At 72.8% G+C, this 21,031-nt stretch carries 17 protein-coding genes; 9 read left to right on the top strand and 8 right to left on the bottom strand.

The window, feature by feature from the left end; genetic code table 11:
* The first annotated feature begins 70 nt into the window (after positions 1–70).
* Positions 71–550, top strand: coding sequence for a nitroreductase family deazaflavin-dependent oxidoreductase (locus tag ABD978_RS10940; protein WP_345352480.1), 480 nt, complete (start codon positions 71–73; stop codon positions 548–550).
* Positions 551–698: 148 nt separating this feature from the next.
* Here ABD978_RS10940 and ABD978_RS10935 read toward each other — a convergent pair whose 3' ends face one another.
* Positions 699–902 (bottom strand): hypothetical protein, encoded by a 204-nt coding sequence (locus ABD978_RS10935; protein WP_345352477.1) that lies wholly within the window; start codon positions 900–902, stop codon positions 699–701.
* Between the two features lie 1,874 nt (positions 903–2,776).
* On the opposite strand from ABD978_RS10935, the gene ABD978_RS10930 reads away from it, so the two are divergent.
* The 5 genes from ABD978_RS10930 to ABD978_RS10915 all read left to right on the top strand — a co-directional run bounded on the left by ABD978_RS10930 (position 2,777) and on the right by ABD978_RS10915 (position 8,248).
* Complete coding sequence (locus ABD978_RS10930) at positions 2,777–4,012, top strand: hypothetical protein (protein ID WP_345352474.1); 1,236 nt, start codon at positions 2,777–2,779, stop codon at positions 4,010–4,012.
* 165 nt (positions 4,013–4,177) lie between these two features.
* The gene (locus ABD978_RS43825) at positions 4,178–4,261 is read left to right on the top strand and encodes a putative leader peptide (RefSeq protein WP_364402014.1); all 84 of its coding nucleotides are present in this window, start codon (positions 4,178–4,180) and stop codon (positions 4,259–4,261) included.
* A 257-nt stretch (positions 4,262–4,518) separates the two neighbouring features.
* On the top strand, positions 4,519–6,357 hold the full coding sequence (locus ABD978_RS10925) for a 2-oxoacid:acceptor oxidoreductase subunit alpha (RefSeq protein ID WP_345352471.1): 1,839 nt from the start codon (positions 4,519–4,521) through the stop codon (positions 6,355–6,357).
* Positions 6,354–7,385 (top strand): 2-oxoacid:ferredoxin oxidoreductase subunit beta, encoded by a 1,032-nt coding sequence (locus tag ABD978_RS10920; protein ID WP_345352468.1) that lies wholly within the window; start codon positions 6,354–6,356, stop codon positions 7,383–7,385. The genes ABD978_RS10925 and ABD978_RS10920 overlap by 4 nt, the downstream gene beginning before the upstream one ends.
* Positions 7,386–7,447: 62 nt before the next feature.
* On the top strand, positions 7,448–8,248 hold the full coding sequence (locus ABD978_RS10915; RefSeq protein ID WP_345352465.1) for a crotonase/enoyl-CoA hydratase family protein: 801 nt from the start codon (positions 7,448–7,450) through the stop codon (positions 8,246–8,248).
* Here ABD978_RS10915 and ABD978_RS10910 read toward each other — a convergent pair whose 3' ends face one another.
* Positions 8,249–9,418, bottom strand: coding sequence for a SecDF P1 head subdomain-containing protein (locus ABD978_RS10910; RefSeq protein ID WP_345352462.1), 1,170 nt, complete (start codon positions 9,416–9,418; stop codon positions 8,249–8,251). It abuts the gene before it with no gap.
* A gap of 331 nt (positions 9,419–9,749) precedes the next feature.
* On the opposite strand from ABD978_RS10910, the gene ABD978_RS10905 reads away from it, so the two are divergent.
* Positions 9,750–10,715 (top strand): TIGR03557 family F420-dependent LLM class oxidoreductase, encoded by a 966-nt coding sequence (locus ABD978_RS10905; protein WP_345352459.1) that lies wholly within the window; start codon positions 9,750–9,752, stop codon positions 10,713–10,715.
* Positions 10,716–10,722: 7 nt separating this feature from the next.
* On the opposite strand, the gene ABD978_RS10900 is transcribed toward ABD978_RS10905, so the two are convergent.
* Genes ABD978_RS10900 through ABD978_RS10885 form a run of 4 tightly spaced genes read right to left on the bottom strand, consistent with a single transcriptional unit; the run spans position 10,723 to position 15,250 of the window.
* The gene (locus ABD978_RS10900; RefSeq protein ID WP_345352456.1) at positions 10,723–11,277 is read right to left on the bottom strand and encodes a hypothetical protein; all 555 of its coding nucleotides are present in this window, start codon (positions 11,275–11,277) and stop codon (positions 10,723–10,725) included.
* Positions 11,274–12,734, bottom strand: coding sequence for an ATP-binding protein (locus tag ABD978_RS10895; protein ID WP_345352453.1), 1,461 nt, complete (start codon positions 12,732–12,734; stop codon positions 11,274–11,276). Before ABD978_RS10895 ends, ABD978_RS10900 begins: the two co-directional genes overlap by 4 nt.
* The gene (locus ABD978_RS10890; protein ID WP_345352450.1) at positions 12,731–13,405 is read right to left on the bottom strand and encodes a response regulator; all 675 of its coding nucleotides are present in this window, start codon (positions 13,403–13,405) and stop codon (positions 12,731–12,733) included. The genes ABD978_RS10895 and ABD978_RS10890 overlap by 4 nt, the downstream gene beginning before the upstream one ends.
* 45 nt (positions 13,406–13,450) lie before the next feature.
* Positions 13,451–15,250 (bottom strand): hypothetical protein, encoded by a 1,800-nt coding sequence (locus ABD978_RS10885; RefSeq protein ID WP_345352447.1) that lies wholly within the window; start codon positions 15,248–15,250, stop codon positions 13,451–13,453.
* A gap of 116 nt (positions 15,251–15,366) precedes the next feature.
* Here ABD978_RS10885 and ABD978_RS10880 point away from each other — a divergent pair, with 116 nt between their 5' ends.
* Complete coding sequence (locus ABD978_RS10880; protein WP_345352444.1) at positions 15,367–17,979, top strand: alpha/beta fold hydrolase; 2,613 nt, start codon at positions 15,367–15,369, stop codon at positions 17,977–17,979.
* A gap of 14 nt (positions 17,980–17,993) precedes the next feature.
* Positions 17,994–18,842, top strand: a complete 849-nt coding sequence (locus ABD978_RS10875; RefSeq protein WP_345352441.1) for an ABC transporter permease — start codon at positions 17,994–17,996, stop codon at positions 18,840–18,842.
* Between the two features lie 14 nt (positions 18,843–18,856).
* Here ABD978_RS10875 and ABD978_RS10870 read toward each other — a convergent pair whose 3' ends face one another.
* Positions 18,857–19,309, bottom strand: a complete 453-nt coding sequence (locus ABD978_RS10870; RefSeq protein WP_345352439.1) for a GNAT family N-acetyltransferase — start codon at positions 19,307–19,309, stop codon at positions 18,857–18,859.
* A gap of 98 nt (positions 19,310–19,407) precedes the next feature.
* The gene (locus ABD978_RS10865) at positions 19,408–21,012 is read right to left on the bottom strand and encodes an alpha/beta hydrolase (protein ID WP_345352437.1); all 1,605 of its coding nucleotides are present in this window, start codon (positions 21,010–21,012) and stop codon (positions 19,408–19,410) included.
* Between the last annotated feature and the right edge of the window lie 19 nt (positions 21,013–21,031).

Here is a 21,031-nt window from a genome sequence, read left to right as displayed (position 1 = left end):
ACCACCGGTCCGTATCGTACCGAACCGATTCCGGACCGTCGGTCCGGTTATCTTCGGAGGAGTCTTCACCATGGACGCATCCACCATCGACTGGCGCGCGTTGAACGCGCAGGCGATCAACGGCCTGCGCAAGAACGCCCCTGACCCTTACCGCGAAGGCAGACCGGTGCCACGGGTGATCTCGGTCGTGGGACGCCGGAGCGGCCGGCCTCGGCCGTTCCCGGTCAACGTCACTCCTGTCGACGGCAGGCTCTACCTCTGCTCGGCGACCCGTCGGCGCGACTGGGTGCGCAACCTCCTCGCCGCCGGCCGGTGCACCGTGGAACGCGACGGCCCGCACGGCACGGACACCGATTACGTCCCCGTCCTGGTCGAGGGCGAAGAGGCCGCGCGCGTCATGGCGACCTACCTTCCGCAGGCCGGATACGAGGATCCGCAACTCCCCTTCGCCATCGACGCCCCGGTCGAGCAGATCACGCCGCACACCACCGCGATCGCGGTCTTCCGGCTCGACCCTCGCCACCACGAGGACGAACAGAACACTCGCTGAACGGCCCGCCGCCGAGCCGCCACGACTACAGGCCGACGCGGGCGGTCCCGTGCCGTCCCGCCGGGGGGCGCACGGGCGGAACGCTCGATGAAGGGTCGGCTGCCGGGCGGACGATCCAGGTGTTCCGGGCACCGCGCCACCCTGTCGCTCAACTTCGCCGAGCCTTCGGCACACCGGCCTGCTCGAACGCGACGCGCAGGGTCTCGACGACGTAGTCCCGGCCATGAAGGACGTCCTCCCAGGTGAAGCGCAGTGAGCGGTACCCGCCGAGCAGCCGGCGATTGTGGCGGCGGCAGTCCTCGGTCCAGGCGGACCGGCCGGAGTGCGCCCCGTAGCCCTCCACTTCGACCACCACATGCGCCGACGGACCCTCACCTGCCCGTCCAGCAGCCGGACCTGGGTCGCCGGCGGCGGGAACCCCGCGAGGTGGACGAGCATCCGGAAGACCGACTCCAGGACCGACTCGGCCCTGGGATCCAGCAGGCCGAGGGCACGGCGGACGCGCCGCGCTCCCGGTCCGCGCGACGCCACGGCCCGGCCGGACAGGTCCTCGGCGTCCAGCGCGTCCCACGACTCGGCGACGCGGGCGAGGCCACGGCGGAAGGCCGAGTCGCCGACCACCACGGCCTCGCCCAGCGGGAGCGTGCGCGCGCAGTCCACGACCGTACGGGCGAGGCAGGCGAGCGACCAGGGCCGACCGTGCAGGTCGCTCGGCACCAGGTCGGCGTAGTGCAGCCGGACGTCGGGGGCGGTCACCCGTTTCCTGCTTTTGGCCGGCACCGTCACATGACAGGCCTCCGATGGCCGGAGCAGCTCGCAACCCCAGAGCCGCGCGGCCGATGTGCGGGAGACGACCCCTCCGTACCGGACCGCGGCGTGCCGGGTAAGGCGAAGGTGCCCCGGAACGGGCGGACCAGCCGCCCCTCGGCGAGGGCTTGGTCCAGCGACCGGCGGCCGGCCACGCGCAGCAGCCGCGCGCGGGTGACGGCTCCGCCGTTTCGGGTGACGAAGATGACCGGGTCCATGGGTCCAGAGCATCCGGCAGGCCGGATGACCCGCACCACCCTTTCCACAGCCTGTGGACAACTCTCGGAACGACCACCCCCGGCGCGGTGCCTGCCCCAAAGGCTCGGCGAACGCCGCATCCAGCGGGGCGATTCGCCCGCCTCGCGCCGATCGCCGCCCCGATCAGCTCGGCCCTTCGGCTCCTCTCCCCGACGAACCTCAACGCGCCGCTACGCAGAGCGTCCGAAGTGTCGCCGGCACTCGACGGCGGCATCGGCGCAGGCAGCAGGGCGGGTCCACCTCCACGGAGTGCCACTCGTACGGGCATCGACCGGGTAACAGACCGCTTATCCGCCTTGTCCGACGATCACCGCAAACGTAGGGTCTCGGCGTCGATCGTTATACAGGGGACATCAATTGAGCACGGAGCGAGACGGCGTTCAGGAGCCGTCGCCGGGACAGCCGGAAAAGCCGGAGGAGACCGAGCACGCAGGAGCGCCGGAAGGGGCGCATCCGTCCGCGCCGGGCGAAGGTCCAGCGCAGACGCCCCCGTCCAGCCCACGCGAACCGTCCCCACAAGGAGCAGGATCGAGGCTTGACCCGCAGGCCGCCCCGCCGGAGCAGGCCGCGCCGGGGAAGGCCGCGTTCGACCAGGCCGCCCCACCGGAGCACGCCGCGCCAGGGCAGGCCGCGCCGGGACAGCCGGCGTTCGACCAGGCCGCCCCGCCGGAGCACGCGGCATCAGGGCAGGCCACGGAGGCCGTGCAGGCGAGTGGGCCGGTCCAGGACGCCACCGAGCCGGCCTCCCCCGGCGAAGAACCGCGCTCGGACGAACCGGCCGGGCCCACCGGCGCGGGACCGGAGCCTTCCGGGCCGCCCGCTGAGACCGGCGTGTGGCCGGGGCAGTCGGGATCTCCATCGCCTGCTCCCCCTGCCCCTGCGCACCAGGGAACGTCACCCGCCGGCCCGCCGAGCGGGCCTGGCGGTGACGCCGGGTGGTCCGGCGTTCCGGACCCGGCCTCGCCGGGCGGACCCGCTCCGTACCCGGGCGCCCCGGCCGGCCCCGGCCCGCACCCGGAGAACCCCGGCCGCGCGCTTCCCTATCCGGAGAACGCCGGCGGGCCCGGCTCCTACCCGGGTGGTCCTGCGGGCCGGCCATACCCCGGCGGGCCGGGCGGGCCTGGGCCGTACGGGGACGGCGCCGGGGGACCCGGCCCCTACGTGGGGAACCCGGCCGGCCCCGGACCGTACGGGCCGAACCCCGGGGGGCCCGGACCGTACGCCGGAGGCCCCGCGGGACCGTGGGAGAACCCCGGCGGGCCGCAGGGCTGGGGCGGCGGGCAGACCTGGGGTGCGCCCCAGCCGTACGGGTTCCCGCCGCCGCCCGCGAAGAAGTCGAAGGGCGTTCTCATCGCGGTGCTGGCCGGCGCCGGTGTGGTGTTCGTCGTTCTCGCCGTCATCGGGGTCGCGGCTCTGGGCCGCTCCGGTGACGACCCCAAGACGACGTCGGGCAAGGCGGCGCGCCAGGCGGGTCAGACGATCGGCAAGGCGGGCGGGGTGACGCTGACGGGAACGTACGCCGGAAGTCAGGCGACGTTCAGCGTCACGAAGGCGGGGAGCGCTCGTGGCACCTTCACCGGGGGCGGTTCGCAGGTCTCCCGGGTCGATGTCGGCGGAACCACCTACCTGAAGGCGGGCAGCGGCTTCTGGAACGACGAGGGGCTGTCCTCGACCGGCGCCGAGAAGGCGAGTAACACGTGGACGCGGGCTCCTGACGACCTCACGCTGCTCGACCTGGCCGACCTGGCGCCCTCCCGGCTGGCGTCCGTCCTCGGCCAGGCCCCGAACGACCCCCTGGCCGCGCGGACCAGGGTCAACGGCGTGCAGGCCATCAAGATGAGGGTCAGCACCCGGACGTACTACATCACGAAGAGCGAGCCCCGCCGGCTGCTCCGGATCGAGGGCGCCTCGGGGGCGGAGCGGTACGGGTTCGACGTCACGCCGCTGACGTCGGCGGGCGCCGGCACGCTGTTCAGCGGGCTGCGCGGCGACGTGCAGGCGCTGAAGAACGCCTACGACCCCGACCTCTCCGTGCTGCCGGTCAGCGCGATGAAATTCGGCAGTTGCACCGAGTCGGGCTGCACCGTCAAGGCCGACGTCCGGGCGACGACGCTCGGCGACTCGACCGGAGACGTCCGCGTCACGATGAAGGTCGTGTTCAGCGCCACGAAGGGCGGGTCCGCCGTGACCACCTGCACCGACTCGGCCACGACGAAGGTGGACTCCCAGGTGGGGCTGTCCTGCCGGACGAGCGGCGGGAAGTGGTCGTCCTGGTACCGCTCGCACAACGGAAACTTCTCGGTCCATGCGATGCCGTCGTTCGCCACGACCATCAACTCCACCTCCGACGTCAACGCGCTGCTGAGCAAGCTGACGCAGGAGCAGCGGACCGGCTGAGGACGGCGGGCGCCGGGGCCACGGACCCGGCGCCCACCGTCCGTGGTTTCACGGGGTTTCACGCCGCGCGCCGCCCGGCTTCCCCGGCCTTCACGGCCGCCCGGGGACATGCCGTGCCCGCCCGCTTCGGCGAAAGCCGAGGCTGAGGCCATATAGTTCGGCACTGTGTCCGGACTCCTGCTCTTCGCGCGGCTGCACGTCGACCTGTGCCGGTCGGCGAGCGCGCTGTGTCCGGAGCCGGCGGCCTGATCCGGCCGCCCGACGCGGCGCGCCGAGCCGCCGTTCACATGTATGCCGACGCCGTGGCCTGGGAAGTCAGTACGGGGCGGGCACGTGAACGGGGCGGATCTTCGAGCGCTGCGACGCATCTCACAAGCGCGCCTCTAGCCGCGAATGTTGAAATAACCACGTGATCCGGGACGTAGCATGAAGGTAAGCCTAAGTGGCACGTCGGATGCGGACGCCTCCCTCCGCCCGAGTGCCGCGCGTCGAGGAGGTCCTGCTCTGTGACCAAACAGGTCCGGCAACTCGACCGCGTCATCATCCGTTTCGCCGGGGACTCCGGTGACGGCATGCAGCTGACCGGCGACCGCTTCACTCAGGAGACGGCCGCGTTCGGCAATGACCTGTCAACACTGCCCAATTTCCCCGCCGAGATCCGCGCGCCGGCCGGCACGCTTCCCGGCGTCTCGAGTTTCCAGCTGCACTTCGCCGACCACGACATCCTGACGCCGGGCGACGCGCCCAACGTCCTGGTCGCGATGAACCCGGCGGCTCTGAAGGCCAACGTCGGCGACCTGCCGCGCGGCGCGGACCTCATCGTGAACACCGACGAGTTCACGAAGCGCGCCCTGGCCAAGGTCGGGTACGCGGCCAACCCGCTCGAGGACGGCTCACTCGACGAGTACCGCGTGCACTCGCTGCCGCTGACCTCGATGACCGTGAAGGCGCTCGAGGACTTCGACATCTCCAAGAAGGACGCCGAGCGCGCGAAGAACATGTTCGCGCTCGGCCTGCTGTCCTGGCTGTACCACCGGCCGACCGAGGCGACGGTCCGGTTCCTCGAGGTCAAGTTCGCCAAGAAGCCCGAGATCATGAAGGCCAACATCGCGGCCTTCCAGGCGGGCTGGAACTACGGCGAGACCACCGAGTCGTTCTCGGTGTCGTACGAGGTGAAGCCGGCGACGCTGCCACCGGGGCTGTACCGCAACATCTCCGGCAACATGGCCCTGGCGTACGGGCTGATCGCGGCGAGCGTGCGGTCCGGGCTGCCGCTGTTCCTCGGCTCGTACCCCATCACGCCGGCCTCCGACATCCTGCACGAGCTGTCCAAGCACAAGCGGTTCGGGGTTCGAACGTTCCAGGCCGAGGACGAGATCGCGGCGGTGGGCGCCGCGCTCGGCGCGTCGTTCGGCGGCGCGCTCGGCGTGACGACGACGTCCGGCCCGGGCCTCGCGCTGAAGGCCGAGACGGTCGGCCTCGGCGTCGCGACGGAGCTGCCGCTGGTCGTCATCGACGTGCAGCGGGCGGGCCCGTCGACGGGCATGCCGACCAAGACCGAGCAGGCCGACCTGCTGCAGGCGATGTACGGGCGCAACGGCGAGGCGCCGGTGCCGGTGGTGGCGCCGCGCACGCCGTCGGACTGCTTCGCGACCGCGGTCGAGGCGGCGCGCCTCGCGGTGAAGTACCGCACCCCGGTGATCCTGCTGTCCGACGGGTACCTCGCGAACGGCTCCGAGCCGTGGCAGCTCCCCGACGTCGACGCGCTGCCGGAGATCGATCCGGCCTTCGCGCAGCCGGGTGAGGAGGAGTTCCAGCCGTTCGAGCGCGACCCGGAGACCCTGGCCCGGCCGTGGGCCGTGCCGGGCACGGCGGGGCTGGAGCACCGCATCGGCGGCATCGAGAAGGCCGACGGCAGCGGCAACATCTCCTACGACCCGGACAACCACGACCTGATGGTGCGGCTGCGCCAGGCGAAGATCGACGGCATCGCCCGCGACATCGCGCCGCTGGCCGTGGACGACCCCGACGGTGACGCGCGCGTGCTCGTGCTCGGCTGGGGCGGCACGTACGGCGCGATCACCGCGGCCGTGCGGCGGGTCCGCAACTCCGGGGGCGAGGTCGCGCAGGCGCACCTGCGGCACCTCAACCCGTTCCCGGCCAACCTCGAAGAGGTGCTGCGCTCGTACGACAAGGTGATCGTGCCGGAGATCAACCTGGGCCAGCTCGCGCTGATCCTGCGCGGCCGCTTCCTCGTCGACGTGATCGGCTACAACCGCGTCCGCGGCCTGCCTTTCAAGGCGGAAGAACTCGCGGACGTCATCCGGGATGTGATCAACTCATGAGCGATCCCCTCGCCCTCGTGCCGAAGGATCCGGAGCGGCAGACCGCGAAGGACTTCAAGACCGACCAGGAGGTGCGCTGGTGCCCCGGGTGCGGTGACTACGCGATCCTCGCGGCGGTGCAGGGGTTCCTGCCGGAACTCGGCCTGAAGCGGGAGAACATCGTCTTCGTCTCGGGCATCGGCTGCTCGTCGCGGTTCCCGTACTACATGAACACCTACGGGTTCCACTCGATCCACGGGCGCGCTCCGGCGATCGCGACGGGACTGGCGGCCTCGCGCCCGGACCTGTCGGTGTGGGTGGTGACCGGTGACGGCGACTCGCTGTCGATCGGCGGCAACCACCTGATCCACGCGCTGCGCCGCAACGTCAACCTGAAGATCCTGCTGTTCAACAACCGGATCTACGGGCTGACGAAGGGGCAGTACTCCCCGACCTCGGAGGTCGGGAAGATCACCAAGTCGACCCCGCTGGGTTCGCTGGACTCGCCGTTCAACCCGATCTCGCTGGCGATCGGCGCGGAGGCGTCGTTCGTGGCCCGGACGATCGACTCCGACCGCAAGCACCTGCAGTCGGTGCTGCGGGAGGCCGCCACGCACAACGGCACGGCGCTCGTCGAGATCTACCAGAACTGCAACATCTTCAACGACGACGCGTTCGCGCCGCTGAAGAGCCCCGAGACCCGCGACGACGTGACGATCCGCCTCGAGCACGGTGAGCCGGTCGTGTTCGGCGCGAACCGGGACAAGGCGCTGCGGCGGTCGGTCTCCGGCTCGCTGGAGGTCGTCCCGGCGGACTCCCCGGACATCCTCGTGCACGACGCGAAGAACCCGGACCCGTCCCTGGCGTTCGCGCTGTCCCGGCTCGACTCGCCGGCGTTCGAGCACACGCCGATCGGGATCTTCCGCAACGTCGAGCGCCCGTCGTACGACGAGCTGATGCGGACCCAGATCGACGAGGCCATCGCCCAGCAGGGCCCGGGCGACCTGGCCGGCCTGCTCGGCAGCGGAGACACCTGGCGCATCGACTGACACCCGCGAGGCGCTGAACACGCTGTTCCACCCGCGCGCGAATCATGGAATCGTTCGGTTCCATGAGCGTGCGGGTGGAGAAGCAGGGTCCGGTGACGACGGTGGTGCTGGCCCGTCCCGAGGTGCGCAACGCGGTGGACGGGCCGACCGCGCGGGCGCTGGCCGAGGCGTTCGGTGAGTTCGACGCCGATCCCGCGGCGAGCGTCGCCGTTCTCTGGGGCGAGGGCGGCACCTTCTGCGCGGGCGCGGACCTGAAGGCGATGGGCACCGACCGCGGCAACCGGCTCGATCCGCCCAGCGCGGGCGCCTCCGCGCATGACGTATCCCACTCCGCGCAGGGTCCGATGGGTCCGACGCGGATGCGGCTGTCCAAGCCCGTGATCGCGGCGATCAGCGGGCACGCCGTCGCGGGCGGCCTCGAGCTGGCGGTCTGGTGCGACCTGCGCGTCGCCGAGGAGGACGCCGTGCTCGGGGTCTTCTGCCGCCGCTGGGGCGTCCCCCTGATCGACGGCGGCACCGTGCGCCTGCCGCGCCTGATCGGTGAGTCGCGGGCGGCGGACCTCGTCCTCACCGGCCGCGCCGTGCCGGCGCCGGAGGCGCACGCGATGGGGTTGGTCAACCGCGTCGTGCCGCCGGGACGGGCGCGCGCGGCCGCGGAGGAGCTGGCCGCCGAGATCGCCGGGTTCCCGCAGGACTGCCTGCGGCACGACCGCATGTCCATGCTGGAGCAGCAGGGCCTGGAGGAGGACGCGGCGATCGCGAACGAGTTCCGCCACGGCCGCGCCGTACTCGAGGAGACCGGGCTGGCCGGCGTCCAGCGGTTCCGGGACGGCGCCGGGCGGCACGGCTCCTTCGGCCGCTGATCAGACCGACAGCGGGTTGCTCGAGGTCGTCGTCGCGCCTGGAGTCGGAGTCGTGGTCCCGGTCTGCGTCGGGCTCGGCGACGTCGACGTCTGGTTCGGGGTGGGCGTCTGCGACGGCGTGGTCAGGGTGGGGCTCGGCGTCGGGGTCTGCGTGGGAGGCGTCCAGACGGGGGCCGGGGTGGGCACCGGCGCGCCCTTTCCGGTCTTGAGCCGGTTCACGATCTCCTGGGCGGCGCTCTGGCCGAGGTTGCCGGTGATGAGCACCCGGCCCTTGGTGATCGGGGCGTCCACCCGGGGGGCGGCCACCACCTGGTCGCGTACGGTCAGTGCGAAGGTGCGGCCGGCGGCGTTGCGGGTGAGGCGTTTCAGCGCCCGGCCGTCCGCCGGGGCGAGGCTGATCGACACGGCGTACCCGCCGCTCTTCTTGGCGCGTTCGACGTGGATGTCGTTCACCCGTTTGATGGTGATGCCGGTCGTCAGCTGATAGCACACCGGACCGATGCCGCTCTGGCCCATCATCCCCTGCACTCCGGGCGGGCACTGCTGGCCGGGGATCGCCTGGGCGACCGGATAGATCTTCAGCGGGGCGGCGAAGCGCGCCGGATGTTCCTGGGAGAACGCCACGATGAGCGTGCCGGTCAGCGCGATGGCGGCGATGACGAGCCACAGGATGACGACGGCCGCGATCAGCCCCGGCCGGCCGCCGGCCCGTCGCGCGGGTCCCGCCGCGACCCCGCGTTCCGGCCGCCGCGCGATCCGCATCACCGACCTCCGATCCTCCGGTCTCCCGGTGGAGGACGGCTCTGCGCCGCCGGAGGTTGTCGTGCCGGCGCCGACCGGTGGCATCGGGGTGATCGGGGACCCGGCGGGCGGCATCAACCGCGTCCGGCCGGACGCGGCGTCGGTGCCGGGCTCCGGGGACCGGACGGGGGGCATCGGACGGGTCGTGCTCTCGGCGTCGCCGACGGACCGGCCGGTCCGACCGGCGGGCGGCGTCTCGGGCCCGGCCCCGGCGGCGGGCGGCGTACCGGGCCCGGGCTCGCCGGCGGCCTGCGGGGACTCGACGGGAGGCATCGGACGGGTCGTGTCCTCGGCGTCGGCACCGGGCTCCGGGGCCTGTCCGTGCGGGGAGGCCGGTCGGCGGGCGGACCGGTGAACCGCGAACCTCAAGGTGTCTTCTCCTCCGCGTGGGGGCGGGCGGAAGTCTCTCGCCGGGGCATGAATCAGGTCAATCGCATCATGCGGACGGCCCGGCGCGCCAGACCGGGCGGCTCTGCGTCCGTGGGCGGGACGCGCCATATTCCAGGTTTTCGCCGGTCCTGGCCGGGTAATCCGTGCCGCAGAACTCTGCGCCGAACCTGGAAGGCCACGGCCGACTCGCGTTGGATCTTACGTGCGTCACCCATGATTCACTCGCCGCAGCCGGGTATGAGCGTCTGGTCACCGATCACCCTGGGTGCGGGTCTCGGCCGGCCTGAGGACCACGGAGAGGGGAACGAACATGGTTGCCATCGGTTACACGATGATGTGCGAGCAGGCGACTCCGGACCAACTCGTGCGCGACGTCCGGTCCGCGGAGAACGCCGGGTTCGACTTCTCGGTCATCAGCGACCACTACTTCCCCTGGCTCCCCGCGCAGGGCCACGCGGGGTACGCCTGGGCGATCCTGGGGGCCGCCGCGCAGGCCACGGAGCGGATCCCGCTGATGACTTTCGTGACGTGCCCGACGATGCGCTACCACCCGGCGATCGTGGCCCAGAAGGCCGCCACCGTGCAGATCCTGGCCGGCGGCCGGTTCCGCCTCGGCCTGGGCGCCGGGGAGAACCTCAACGAGCACGTCGTGGGCAAGGGCTGGCCGATGGCGAGCGTCCGGCACGAGATGCTGAGCGAGGCCGTCGAGGTGATCGCCGCGCTGTTCGACGGCGGGACGATCGACTACCGGGGCGCCCACTTCGACGTCGAGGCGGCCAAGCTGTGGGACCTGCCCGACCAGCGTGTGCCGATCGGTGTGGCCGTCTCGGGGCCCGAGTCCTGCCGGGTGGCGGGCGAGCAGGCCGACATGATGATCGCCACCGAGCCGAAGGGCGAGCTCGGTGAGATGTTCGACGCCTCCGGCGGGTCCGGCAAGCCGCGGGTCGGGCAGATCGCCATCGCGTACGACACCGACAGGGAGGCGGCGGTCAAGCGGGCGCACGAGCAGTTCCGGTGGTTCGGCCTCGGCTGGCCGGTGAACGCCAACCTGCCGGGGACCGGCGCGTTCGAGTCGGCGAGTCAGTTCGTCACTCCGGAGCAGGTCGCCGAGCAGCTCTCGTGCGGTCCGGACGTCGACGAGCACGTGGAGAAGATCAAGGGCTTCGTCGACGCCGGGTTCGACGAGGTCGCGATCGTGCAGATCGGCGGCGAGCACCAGGACTCCTTCATCTCCTGGGCCGAACGCGAGTTGCTGCCCGCAGTCCGCTCGCTCTGAGGACCGGTCAGGGGGCCATCAGTTTGCCGTAGTCCGAGCACTTCCGCTCGCGGCCGACGACGACCGTCCAGCCGAACGAGGGATGCTGGTCGTCGAATTCCGGTTGCTGGTCGGGGCCGGGCCCCACGTACCTCCAGCCGGCCATCCGTACGCGCCGGATGTCCGGCTGGGCGGTCCCGGAACAGACGATCTGGGCCATCAGCAGCCGGCTCATCGGCCCGCCCCGCTCGTACTCGACCGTCAGGATCCCGTCCCGGACCCTGATGTCGTGCACCATGATCTTCATGAGAGGGCTCCACATGCCCGCCGCGAGCTCGTCCCCGGTCGCCCCGCTCTGCCACAGGTCGTACAGCGCGGCCTGGGGAGCGCCGGGGAAGGCCACGCGGCGGACCGGCACCAGTCGGCCGCCGCGGGCGAGGTAGACGGTCGTCTGGGGCACGGCCTGCTGGGCCACGGCCGGCTCGCCGGCCCCGATCACCCCTGTGGGCCGTACTCCGCAGGCGGTGCCGAGCAGCACGGTGACCAGGGCGAAGATGACGCGGAATGCGAGGCGGGCCGTCACGCGGAGTCCTCGGGCCGGTTGGGCAGCCACAGCTCGAACGTCGTGCCGGTCTCGGTGTCGAGCAGGGTCAGCTCGCCGCCGTGCAGTTCGGCGTTGGCGCGGGCGATGGCCAGGCCGAGGCCGCTGCCCTCGCTGCGGGTCCGCGCGGCGTCGGCCTTGTAGAAGCGCTCGAACACGTGCTTGCGCACCTCCTCAGGGATGCCGGGCCCGCTGTCGGACACGCGCAGCCGGATGCCGGGCCCGTCCGGGACGTACGACCGCCGCAGCCGTACGGTGACGGGTCGTTCGCCGTGCCGGAGCGCGTTGCCGACCAGGTTCGCCAGGATCATGTCGAAGCGCCGGGGGTCGACGCGGGCGCGCAGGTCCGGGACCAGGTCGACCTCGACCTCGCCGGTCCAGTCGCGCAGCCGCAGGCTCTGCCGGACGAGCTCCGGCAGGTCCATGTCGTCCAGGACCAGCGCCGCCGCCCCGGCGTCGAACCTGCTGATCTCCAGCAGGTGACCGATCAGCGTGCGCAGCCGGCGCGTCTCCTCGGCCACCAGCCCGGCGGCCGTGGCGGCGCTCCCGGTCGCCTCCTCCTCCAGGGCGTCCGTGACGGCGGTCATCGCGGTGAGCGGCGTGCGCAGCTCGTGGGACACGTCGGCCACGAACCGGCGGGCCGACCGTTCCATCTCCCGGAGTTCGGTGACGCTGGCCTCCAGGGCCTCGGCGCTGGAGTTGAAGATCCGGGCGAGGCGGGCGAGCTCGTCGCGGCCCCGGACCTCGACCCGCCGCTCCAGGTCGCCGGCGCCCAGGCCCTGCGCCGCCACCGCCAGCCGCCGGACCGGCCGCAGCACGCTGCGCGCGGCGAGCAGGGCCAGCAGCAGCGCGACGACGACGGCGGCCCCGCTCCCGGCGGCGACCGAACTGGCCATCCGGTCGAGGTCGTCGCGTTCGCGCTGAAGGCTCACGATGACGTACGCCTCGATGGGGCTGGCGGTGCGGCCACGCGTGGTCGGGAGGTAGACCGGCGTGCCGACGACCAGGTAGGGCACTCCGCGCGAGGTGATCCGCTGGAAGTAGATCTGCTGGCCGCGCAGCGGCCGGGCGAGCCGGTCGTGCGGACCCGGCCCGCGGACGGCGGCGATCAGCTTGGGCGGGATGCGCAGGTGGGTGAAGTGCGCACCGCTCGTGGCCCAACCTCCGAGGTCGTCGCCGAGCACCCAGGACTGACGGCCGGGCTGGCGGGCCAGGGCCCGGCTGATCGGCTGGAGGAGGTCGGGGGTCAGGGTCGTGCCGGGCAGCTGCGTGGGCACCGTCTGGGCCAGGGCGTTGCGGACGTCGTTGACGACGGCGTTCTGCACCCGCTCCAGCATCGCCAGCCGCACCAGCCAGTACGCGATCCCGGCGGTGACCGCCGAGGCCAGCAGCGCCACGGCGGCGAACGCCGCGACCAGCCGGGCGCGCAGGCCGATCATGAGGCGACGAAGCGGTAGCCGAAGCCGCGTACGGTCTCGATGTACTTCGGCCGGGACGGCACGTCCTCGATCTTGGACCGGACGCGCTGCACGGTGGCGTCCACCAGCCGGGAGTCGCCGAGGAAGTCGTGCTCCCAGACGGAGGCCAGCAGCTGCTGCCGGGTCAGCACCTGGCCGGGGTGCCGGGAGAGCTCGAGCAGGAGCCGAAGCTCGGTGGCGGTCAGGTGCACGTCCTGACCGGCCCGCCGCACCTTCATCGTGCCGCGGTCGATGACCAGGTCGCCGTGGGTGGAACGGTCCCCTGGCGCGCGCTCGACGCGGCGCAGCACCGCCCGCAGCCGCGCGTCCAGGACGCGCGGCTCGACCGGCTTGACGATGTAGTCGTCGGCCCCGGCCTCCAGGCCGACGACGACGTCGATGTCGTCGCTGCGGGCGGTCAGCAGGATGACGGGCAGGGAGTCCTCCGCGCGGATCCGGCGGCAGACCTCGACGCCGTCGATGCCCGGCAGCATGACGTCGAGGATGACGATCTCCGGGCGCTGCGCGCGTACCTGCTCCAGGCCGAGTTCGCCGGTCTCGCGGGCGGTCACGGAGTGTCCGAGCCGGGTCAGCGCGAACTCCAGACCGGCGCGCGCCGAAGGGTCGTCCTCCACGAGCAAGATTGTCGCCACGCGTTCATTATCAGGACGCCCGGCGCAATAGTCGGAACGAAAAGATCATGTAACAGTTCTGGGACATGGCGAACTTTCCCAGGCCGCCCAGGGCGCGGGCGAGGTGCCGGAGTACGCCACGCGCCAGCCGGCCGGGTGCCGCGGCCACGACGCCTCGGGCGCCGTACGGTCCGGCACCGGCACGATGACCATGCAGGTTCCGGCCGGTGGCGCCTCGCTCGCGCTGTGGAAGAAGGCGACCCGCGTCCAGGAGATCTGGTACGTCTGCCGCACCCAGACCCGCCACGTCAGGCCCGCGTCGACGGCCACCCCGCCACGCGGCGGACCGGGCCGGAAGATCGGCTCGCGCGCCGGGAGCCAGGGCTTGGCGATGACGAGGGCCGCGACGAGGTTGAAGGCCGTGAGCCCGACGGCGATCGTCCACGCCGGGCGCGGCAGGAACGCCACCGCGACCAGCACGCCCAGCAGCCCGAGGGCCGTGAGCGAGGCCGCGCCGAGCCGGAACGACGTCCAGTCCCAGGTGAGGAAGCACGTCTCGGGGAAGTCGAACGCGATGAAGGTGTAGTGGGTGAGCCGGTCCCCGGCGTACACCGCGGCGGACAGCCCGGCCCCGGCGAGCACGACCCCCGCCGCGAACGCGTACCCGACGACGGCGTGCCGCCGCCGGATCAGCACCGCGAGCCCGCACAGCGCGTGCGCGACGGCGAGGCAGGCAAGGTAACGGCCGTAGAAGTAGTTGCCGACCCGATGCTCGTCCGGCAGCGCCGCCGAGGACGCCAGGGCCGTGCCGACGGTCGCGGCCAGCAGGACGCCGGACAGGATCCGGTCGGCCGGGTCGCTCCAGGGCCGCCAGAGCGTACGGGCGGCGGCGACGAGGCCGATCCCCGCCAGCCCCCAGGTGGCGACGACGAGGTACCAGATCTGCCCGGCCGCGCCGCACACGGCCCATTCCAGGCCCGCGACCGTGGTGAGCCGCGTCGACAGCAGGCCACCGAGGTCACGGACACCGCGGGGGTACAGGGCGGCCCGTACCGCGCCGTTCAGCGCCCACCCGGCACCGGCCGCGAGGAGGACGACCGCCATGGGGGCCAGCCTCGTCCCGAGGCGGCGCGTCGGCTCCCGCCGCAGCACATCGCGGGCGAGCACACCGGCCAGGATGAGGACGTGCACGGCGAGGATGACGGAGCCGCGGGCGTGCACGGTGTAGGCGTACGCCGCGGCCAGGCTCGCCAGCGAGCCGGCCGTCACGGTCCGCCGCGCGTACGCCCGGCGGGCGTCCCCCGACGCGGTCCGTCCCCGGGACCAGGCGCGGAGGAAGGAGTGCAGCGCCAGCAGCCAGCCGAGGAGGAGAGTGGGCAGGACGGCGTCGGTCAGCGCGAGCCCGCCGAAGACCGTCGCGGCGGGCAGCAGCGCGGCCGCGAACGCCAGCGCGTACGCCTGTGAGCGGGCCAGCCGCATCCGGCGCAGCGCGACGACGCCGAGTGGGAAGATCGCCGCGCCGACGAGGGCGTTGATCCCCAGCACGATGCGGTAACAGGTCTGCGGGTCGTGGCTCAGCCAGAACGCCGGGGTCAGCAGCAGCGGGTAGCCGCCCTGGTAGAAGGTGCTGCCCGACAGGTCACCGCCCGGCCCTCCGGTGAGCCACCGGGCCGCGAGCAGGTACCCGCTCTCGTCGGGGAACGCCGCCGGGACGCTCTGCCCCCCGGTGAGCGCGAACCGGATGCCGACCTGGGCGAGCCAACCGGCCAGGACCAGCAGCGGCCAGGACGGCCGGCGACGCGGGCGGGCCACCGGTGTACGCGGCAGTACCGGGGTCCGGACGTCGAAGGTGCTCGGAGACGACATGCCGACCAAGATCGCGACCCAGTGTCATGGCACTGTCCGCACGATGTCCGGGTTCTGTTACACACCGCCAGGGCCTGTCTCCGGCGGCTTTGAGACAGGCCCTAAGGTCTACGGGCATGAGGCGGGGACGGTGGGCGGCGATCGTCGGTGCGGCGGCCGTGCTGGCGGGCGGCGTGACCTGGGCGGCGCTGCCCGGGCCGCCGAGCGTACGGACGACCGAGCAGCGCATCGCGGTGGTCGACGGGCCGCATGACGACCGGCACGTCGGCCTGGACACGACCTTCTTCGCGCCCGCCGGTCACGGCCGCGCCCCCGCGGTGCTGCTCGCGCACGGGTTCGGCGGCAGCAAGGACGACACCCGTGACGAGGCGGAGCGGCTGGCCCGGCACGGGTACGCGGTGCTCACCTGGTCCGCGCGCGGCTTCGGCCGCTCGGACGGGGAGATCACCCTGGACTCCCCCGACTACGACGTGAAGGACGTCCGGCAGCTCATCGACTGGCTGGCCCGCCGTCCCGAGGTGCGGCTCGACGCACCCGGCGACCCGCGCGTCGGCATCGCCGGACAGTCGTACGGCGGCGGGATCACCCTGCTGGCCGCCGCGTACGACCACCGCGTCGACGCCATCGCCCCGCAGATCACCTGGTACGACCTGGCCGACTCACTGTTCCCCGACGCCACCGGCAAGGGCGCGGCGAACGGCGTGTTCAAGAAGGTCTGGGCCGGCATCTTCTTCACCGCGGGCGCGTCGTCCACAGGCTGTGGACGGTTCCTGCCGTCGCTGTGCGCGATGTACCAGAAGGTCGCGGAGACCGGAGGGCCCACGCCCGAGGCCGTCGCGACGCTGCGCCGGTCCAGCATCTCGTCCGTCGCCGGCCGGATCCACGTCCCGACCCTCCTGGTCCAGGGCCAGTCGGACTCCCTGTTCCCCCTCGACCAGGCCGACGGCAACGCGCGGGCGGTCAGCGGCGCGCCGGTGAAGGTCGTCTGGTTCCAGGGCGGGCACGACGGCGGCGACCCGGAGACCACGCGCGTCCGCGGCCTGGTCACGGGCTGGTTCGACCGCTACCTCAAGGGCGACCGTACGGCGACGTCGGGCGAGGAGGGGGCCGGCTTCACCGTCACCCGCAGCGGCGGCATCGACTCCTCCACCCAGCGCGTCGTCGTCACCGCCGCGACCGCACCCCGGTACCCGGGCCTGGCCGGCGCCACCCGCCGTACGCTCCCGCTCGGCGGGCAGGAGCAGACGATCCAGAACCCGCCCGGCGGATCCCCTGCCTCCGTCTCCACGCTTCCGGGGCTCGGCGCGCTCGGCGGCGTGAGCGGGTTCGGCACCGGCGGCGCCCAGCTCGACATGCCGGGCCAGTCGGCGGTGTTCGAGACCGAACCCCTGAACGCGCCGCTGACCCTCACCGGGTCCGCGCGCGTACGCGTCCACGTCGCCGGCGGCAGGGCGACGCTGTTCGCCAAGGTGTACGACGTCGGGCCGGACGGCCAGGCCGAACCGGCCCGCCGCCTCGCCGCCCCGTTCAACGTCGACGGCACGGCGGATGTCGCCCTGCCCGCACTGGACCACCGTTTCGACGCGGGCCACCGCGTCCGGGTCGTGTTCAGCACCACCGACATGGGGTTCGCCTCCCCGACCCGCGCCGCCTCCTACCGCGTGTCCGTGGACTCCCCGCTGACCGTCCCCGCCGATCCGGCGCTGCGCACGCCCCCGACCCCGCTGCCCTGGTGGGTGTGGGGGTTCCCGGCGATCGCGGTGGCGGCGGCCGTCGTGCTCGTCGCGACGGGACGCGGGCGGCGCCGGCGCGGCGGCGAACCCGGCGACCCCGAGGTGCCGCTGGAGATCGCCGGGCTCACCAAGCGCTACAAGACCGGCCACCTCGCGGTGGACGACCTGTCGTTCCGCGTCGAACGCGGCCAGGTCTGCGGCCTGCTCGGCCCGAACGGCGCCGGCAAGACCACCACGCTGCGGATGCTCATGGGTCTCATCCACCCCGACGCCGGGCAGATCCGCATCTTCGGCGAACCCGTACGGCCCGGCGCCCCGGTGCTGTCCCGGCTCGGCTCGTTCGTGGAGGGCCCCGGCTTCCTGCCGCACCTGTCCGGCCGCGACAACCTCGAGCTGTACTGGAAGGCCGCCGGGCGCGGCGAGGCGTACCTCGACGAGGCCCTCGAGATCGCCGGGCTCGGCGACGCGATCCGCCGGCCGGTGCGCACCTACTCGCAGGGGATGCGGCAGCGGCTGGCCATCGCGCAGGCCATGCTCGGCCTGCCCGACCTGCTCGTCCTCGACGAGCCGACCAACGGCCTCGACCCGCCGCAGATCGCCGAGATGCGCGAGGTCCTCGTGCGGTACGCCGCCGCCGGCCGGACCGTCATCATCTCCAGCCACCTGCTCGCCGAGGTCGAGCAGACCTGCACCGACGTCGTCGTCATGCACCGGGGCACACTCGTGGCCGCGGGGCCGGTCGCCGAGATCGCCGGCCACGACGGTTCGATCCTGATCGGCACACCGGAGGTCGACCGTGCGATGAGCGTGCTCACCGCCCTGGAGGGCGTCGAGGCCGCGGAGCCGTACGCCCCCGGCGTCCTCGTGCGCCTGAACGGCTTCGCGCCGGCGGCCGTGGTCGCCGCCCTCGTCGCCGGCGGCGTTCCGGTGGATCGCGTGACGCCGCACCGCCGCCTGGAGGACGCGTTCCTCGCGCTGATCGGAGACGGCTCATGACTCGGGGAGGGCCGGTGGCCGAGGATCCCACGTACCGGCGGCGTCGAACCCTGCCGCTGCGCGTGGAGGCGGTCCGCCAGTTGCGCCGGCGCCGCACCTGGATCGCGTTCGTGGTCCTGCTGGCGCTGCCCTGGGTGCTCGCCGCCGCCTTCAAGCTCGGCGGTTCGCCGTCGGGGAACGACGCGAACACCCCCGGCCTCGTCACGGTGGCGACGGCGGGCGCGCTGAACTTCACGGCGTTCACGCTGTTCGCATCCGCGGGCTTCCTGCTCGTCGTGGCGGTGGCGCTGTTCTGCGGCGACACGGTGGCGAGCGAGGCGGGCTGGGCGTCCCTGCGGTACCTGCTCGCCGCCCCGGTGCCGCGCGTCCGGCTGCTGCGCCAGAAACTGATCGTGGCCCTCGCGTACGCCGCGCTGGCCGTGGTCAGCCTGCCCACGATGGCGATGATCACCGGGATCTACGTCTTCGGCTGGGCCCGCCTGCGGGTGCCGGGCGGGGACGTCGCGCTGCCGAACGGCACGGCCCTCACCCGGATGCTCATCATCGTCGGCTACATCCTGGCGTCCGAGCTCGTCGTCGCCGCCCTGGCGTTCCTGCTTTCGGTCACCACCGACTCGCCGCTCGGCGCGGTCGGCGGCGCGGTCGGCCTCGTCATCCTCAGCAACATCATCGACGCGGTGACGGCGCTCGGCCACTGGCGGGAGTTCCTGCCGACGCACTGGACGTTCGCCTGGACCGACGCCCTCCAGCCGCACCTGGAGTGGACCGGCATGATCAAGGGCACGGCCCTGTCCGCCTCGTACGCCATCGTCTTCCTCGCGCTGGCCGTCCGCCGCTTCCGCACCAAGGACGTCGTCAGCTGACCCGGCTTCCCGGGTCAGCCCGGGGATTCGCTCAGCGGGCGGACGAATCGGGCGGAGCGGTGGCACGCGTCCTCGAAGCCGAGGTGCTTGTAGAAGGCGTGCGCGCCGGTGCGGCGCCGGTTGCTGGTGAGCTCGAGGTCCTCGCAGCCGAGGCGGCGTGCCTCCGCCTCGATGAAGCTCATCAGCCGGGCCCCGACACCGTGCCCGCGGGCGTTCTCGTCCACCACCAGGGACACCACCCTCCCGCGGCTGCCGTCGCGCTCGAAGAAGGGGATCGCGTGGAAGGCGAGCACGCCGACCACGCGCTCGTTCAGCGTCGCGACGATGACACGGCTCAGTGGGTCCGACCGCCATCTCGCGATCCGGTCGGCGGTCTGCTCCGTGGTCGACGGATAGCCGAGCTGCGTCAGCAGTGTGGCGGTCACGGGAGCGTCGGCGTCCAGAGCGTCTCTGATCAGAACGTCCATCGATGGTTCCTCCCCACCCGGCCGAGCGTTTTACACGCGTGGGTGCCGGGAGCACCCGCCCCCGTTGCTCCCGGCACCACCTCGGCGTCACCTCGCGGTCAGGAGAACGGGGCGGTGTCCTGCTTGCAGACGGCGCCGGCCGACGGCAGGACTCCCGTCAGCAGGTAGCGGGTCTCGTGATCCATGGCGCACGAGCTGGGATTCGAGAAGACCGTGTGGCCGTACCCCTCGACCGTCAGGAGGCGCGCGCGGGCCAGCGTCCGGGACACGGTGACCGCCTGTCGGTAGGAGGTGGCCGGGTCCTCGGTGTTGTTGAGCAGGAGGATGGGGTTGGCCGTACGCCGGTTCCACGGCCCGGTGTAGCGACTCTTGCCCAGTGGCCATCCCGCGCACGGTTCCGTCGCCCAGGCCGAGTCCAGGGCCGAGGGCCCCGACCTGGCGTAGGCCAGTCGTGCCGCCGTCTCGTAGGCCCGCGGATCGCTCGGGTTCGGACTGTCGGAGCACACTGTGGCGAAGTACTGTTCCCGGCCGCTGTACGTCTCCGGCGCGGGGTCACCGGCACCGGCCTGCCGCTTCGCCGCGGTGGTGGTCCGCCCGGACGTCTTCTCCCACATCTGCTGGAGCAGGCCGGCCCCCTCCGGCCACGTGGCCACGCTCCCCAGGGGGACGCTGAGGACTCCGCAGGCGTAGCCGCAGGTCTGTGTGTCCGGCGGAGTGCCCATGGTCACCGGATGACGGCGGAGCCGGCGCAGCAGCGTGTCGTATTTGGCGCGGGTCGCCGCCGGGGTGCCCGCGGAGAAGGCGCAGGCGCTCACGGCCGCCTTGCCGCACAGGCCCAGGAAGTCCCGGAGGACCGCGGCGGAGGCCTGGTCGTTGCCCTCGCGTACGAAGCTCGGCAGCCCGTCCTTCCCGTCGGTCCACGCGGCCGGGTCGACGACGCCGTCCAGGGCCATCCGCCCGACCTTGGAGGGGAACAGGTTGGCGTACGTGGTGCCGAGCAGGGTGCCGTAGGACAGACCCACGTAGTTCAGCGTGGGATCGCCGACGGCCTGGCGGAGCAGGTCCATGTCACGGGCCACGTCGGCGGTGCTGACGTGCTGGAGGAGGGCGTCACCCGGCTTCGCGCAGCGCGCGGTGAAGCGCGACCACGTACGGACCCAGGCCGATGTCTCCCGGGCCCCGACGGGGAAGCCGATGGGCGCGCCGGCCAGGAACGCGCTCTCCGCGTCGGCGGTGGGGAAGCAGCGCACCGCGGTGCTCTGGCCGAACCCTCGGGGATCGAAGTCGACGATGTCGTACCGAGCTCTCCAGGCCGCCGGCACCCGCCCGTAGGCGGCCGTGAAGCCCGCGAGCTGCGGGCCCGGGCCGCCGCCGTTGACGAACAGCGAGCCGATGCGGTGCGCGGTGTCGGTCGCCCGGTGCCGCATCACGGCGACACTGACGGTCCGCCCGCCTGGGTTCTGGTGGTCCAGGGGCAGCCGCGCGGTCGCGCACTCGAAGTCCCCGTCGCAGGATCGCCACCGCAGCACCGGCGTCGTCCGCGACTCCGACGCGGCGGCCGTCGCCGCCGCCCGGTCGCCCGACTGCGAAAGCACGGCGGGAACGGCGACGGCGGCGAGCAGGCCGGCCGCCCATACGGCGGTGGCGGGTCGGAGAAGCCTGGCACCGACCGTGCCAGGCCCGAGAAGACGGTTGGTCCGCATTTCCAGGGAGTCCTTTCAC

The sequence above is a fragment of the Actinoallomurus liliacearum genome, assembly GCF_039542035.1.
In the GTDB taxonomy this organism is placed as follows: Bacteria; Actinomycetota; Actinomycetes; order Streptosporangiales; family Streptosporangiaceae; genus Actinoallomurus; species Actinoallomurus liliacearum.
Note: the sequence above shows the minus strand (reverse complement) of the source record. Positions and strands in the feature narration are given on the sequence as shown.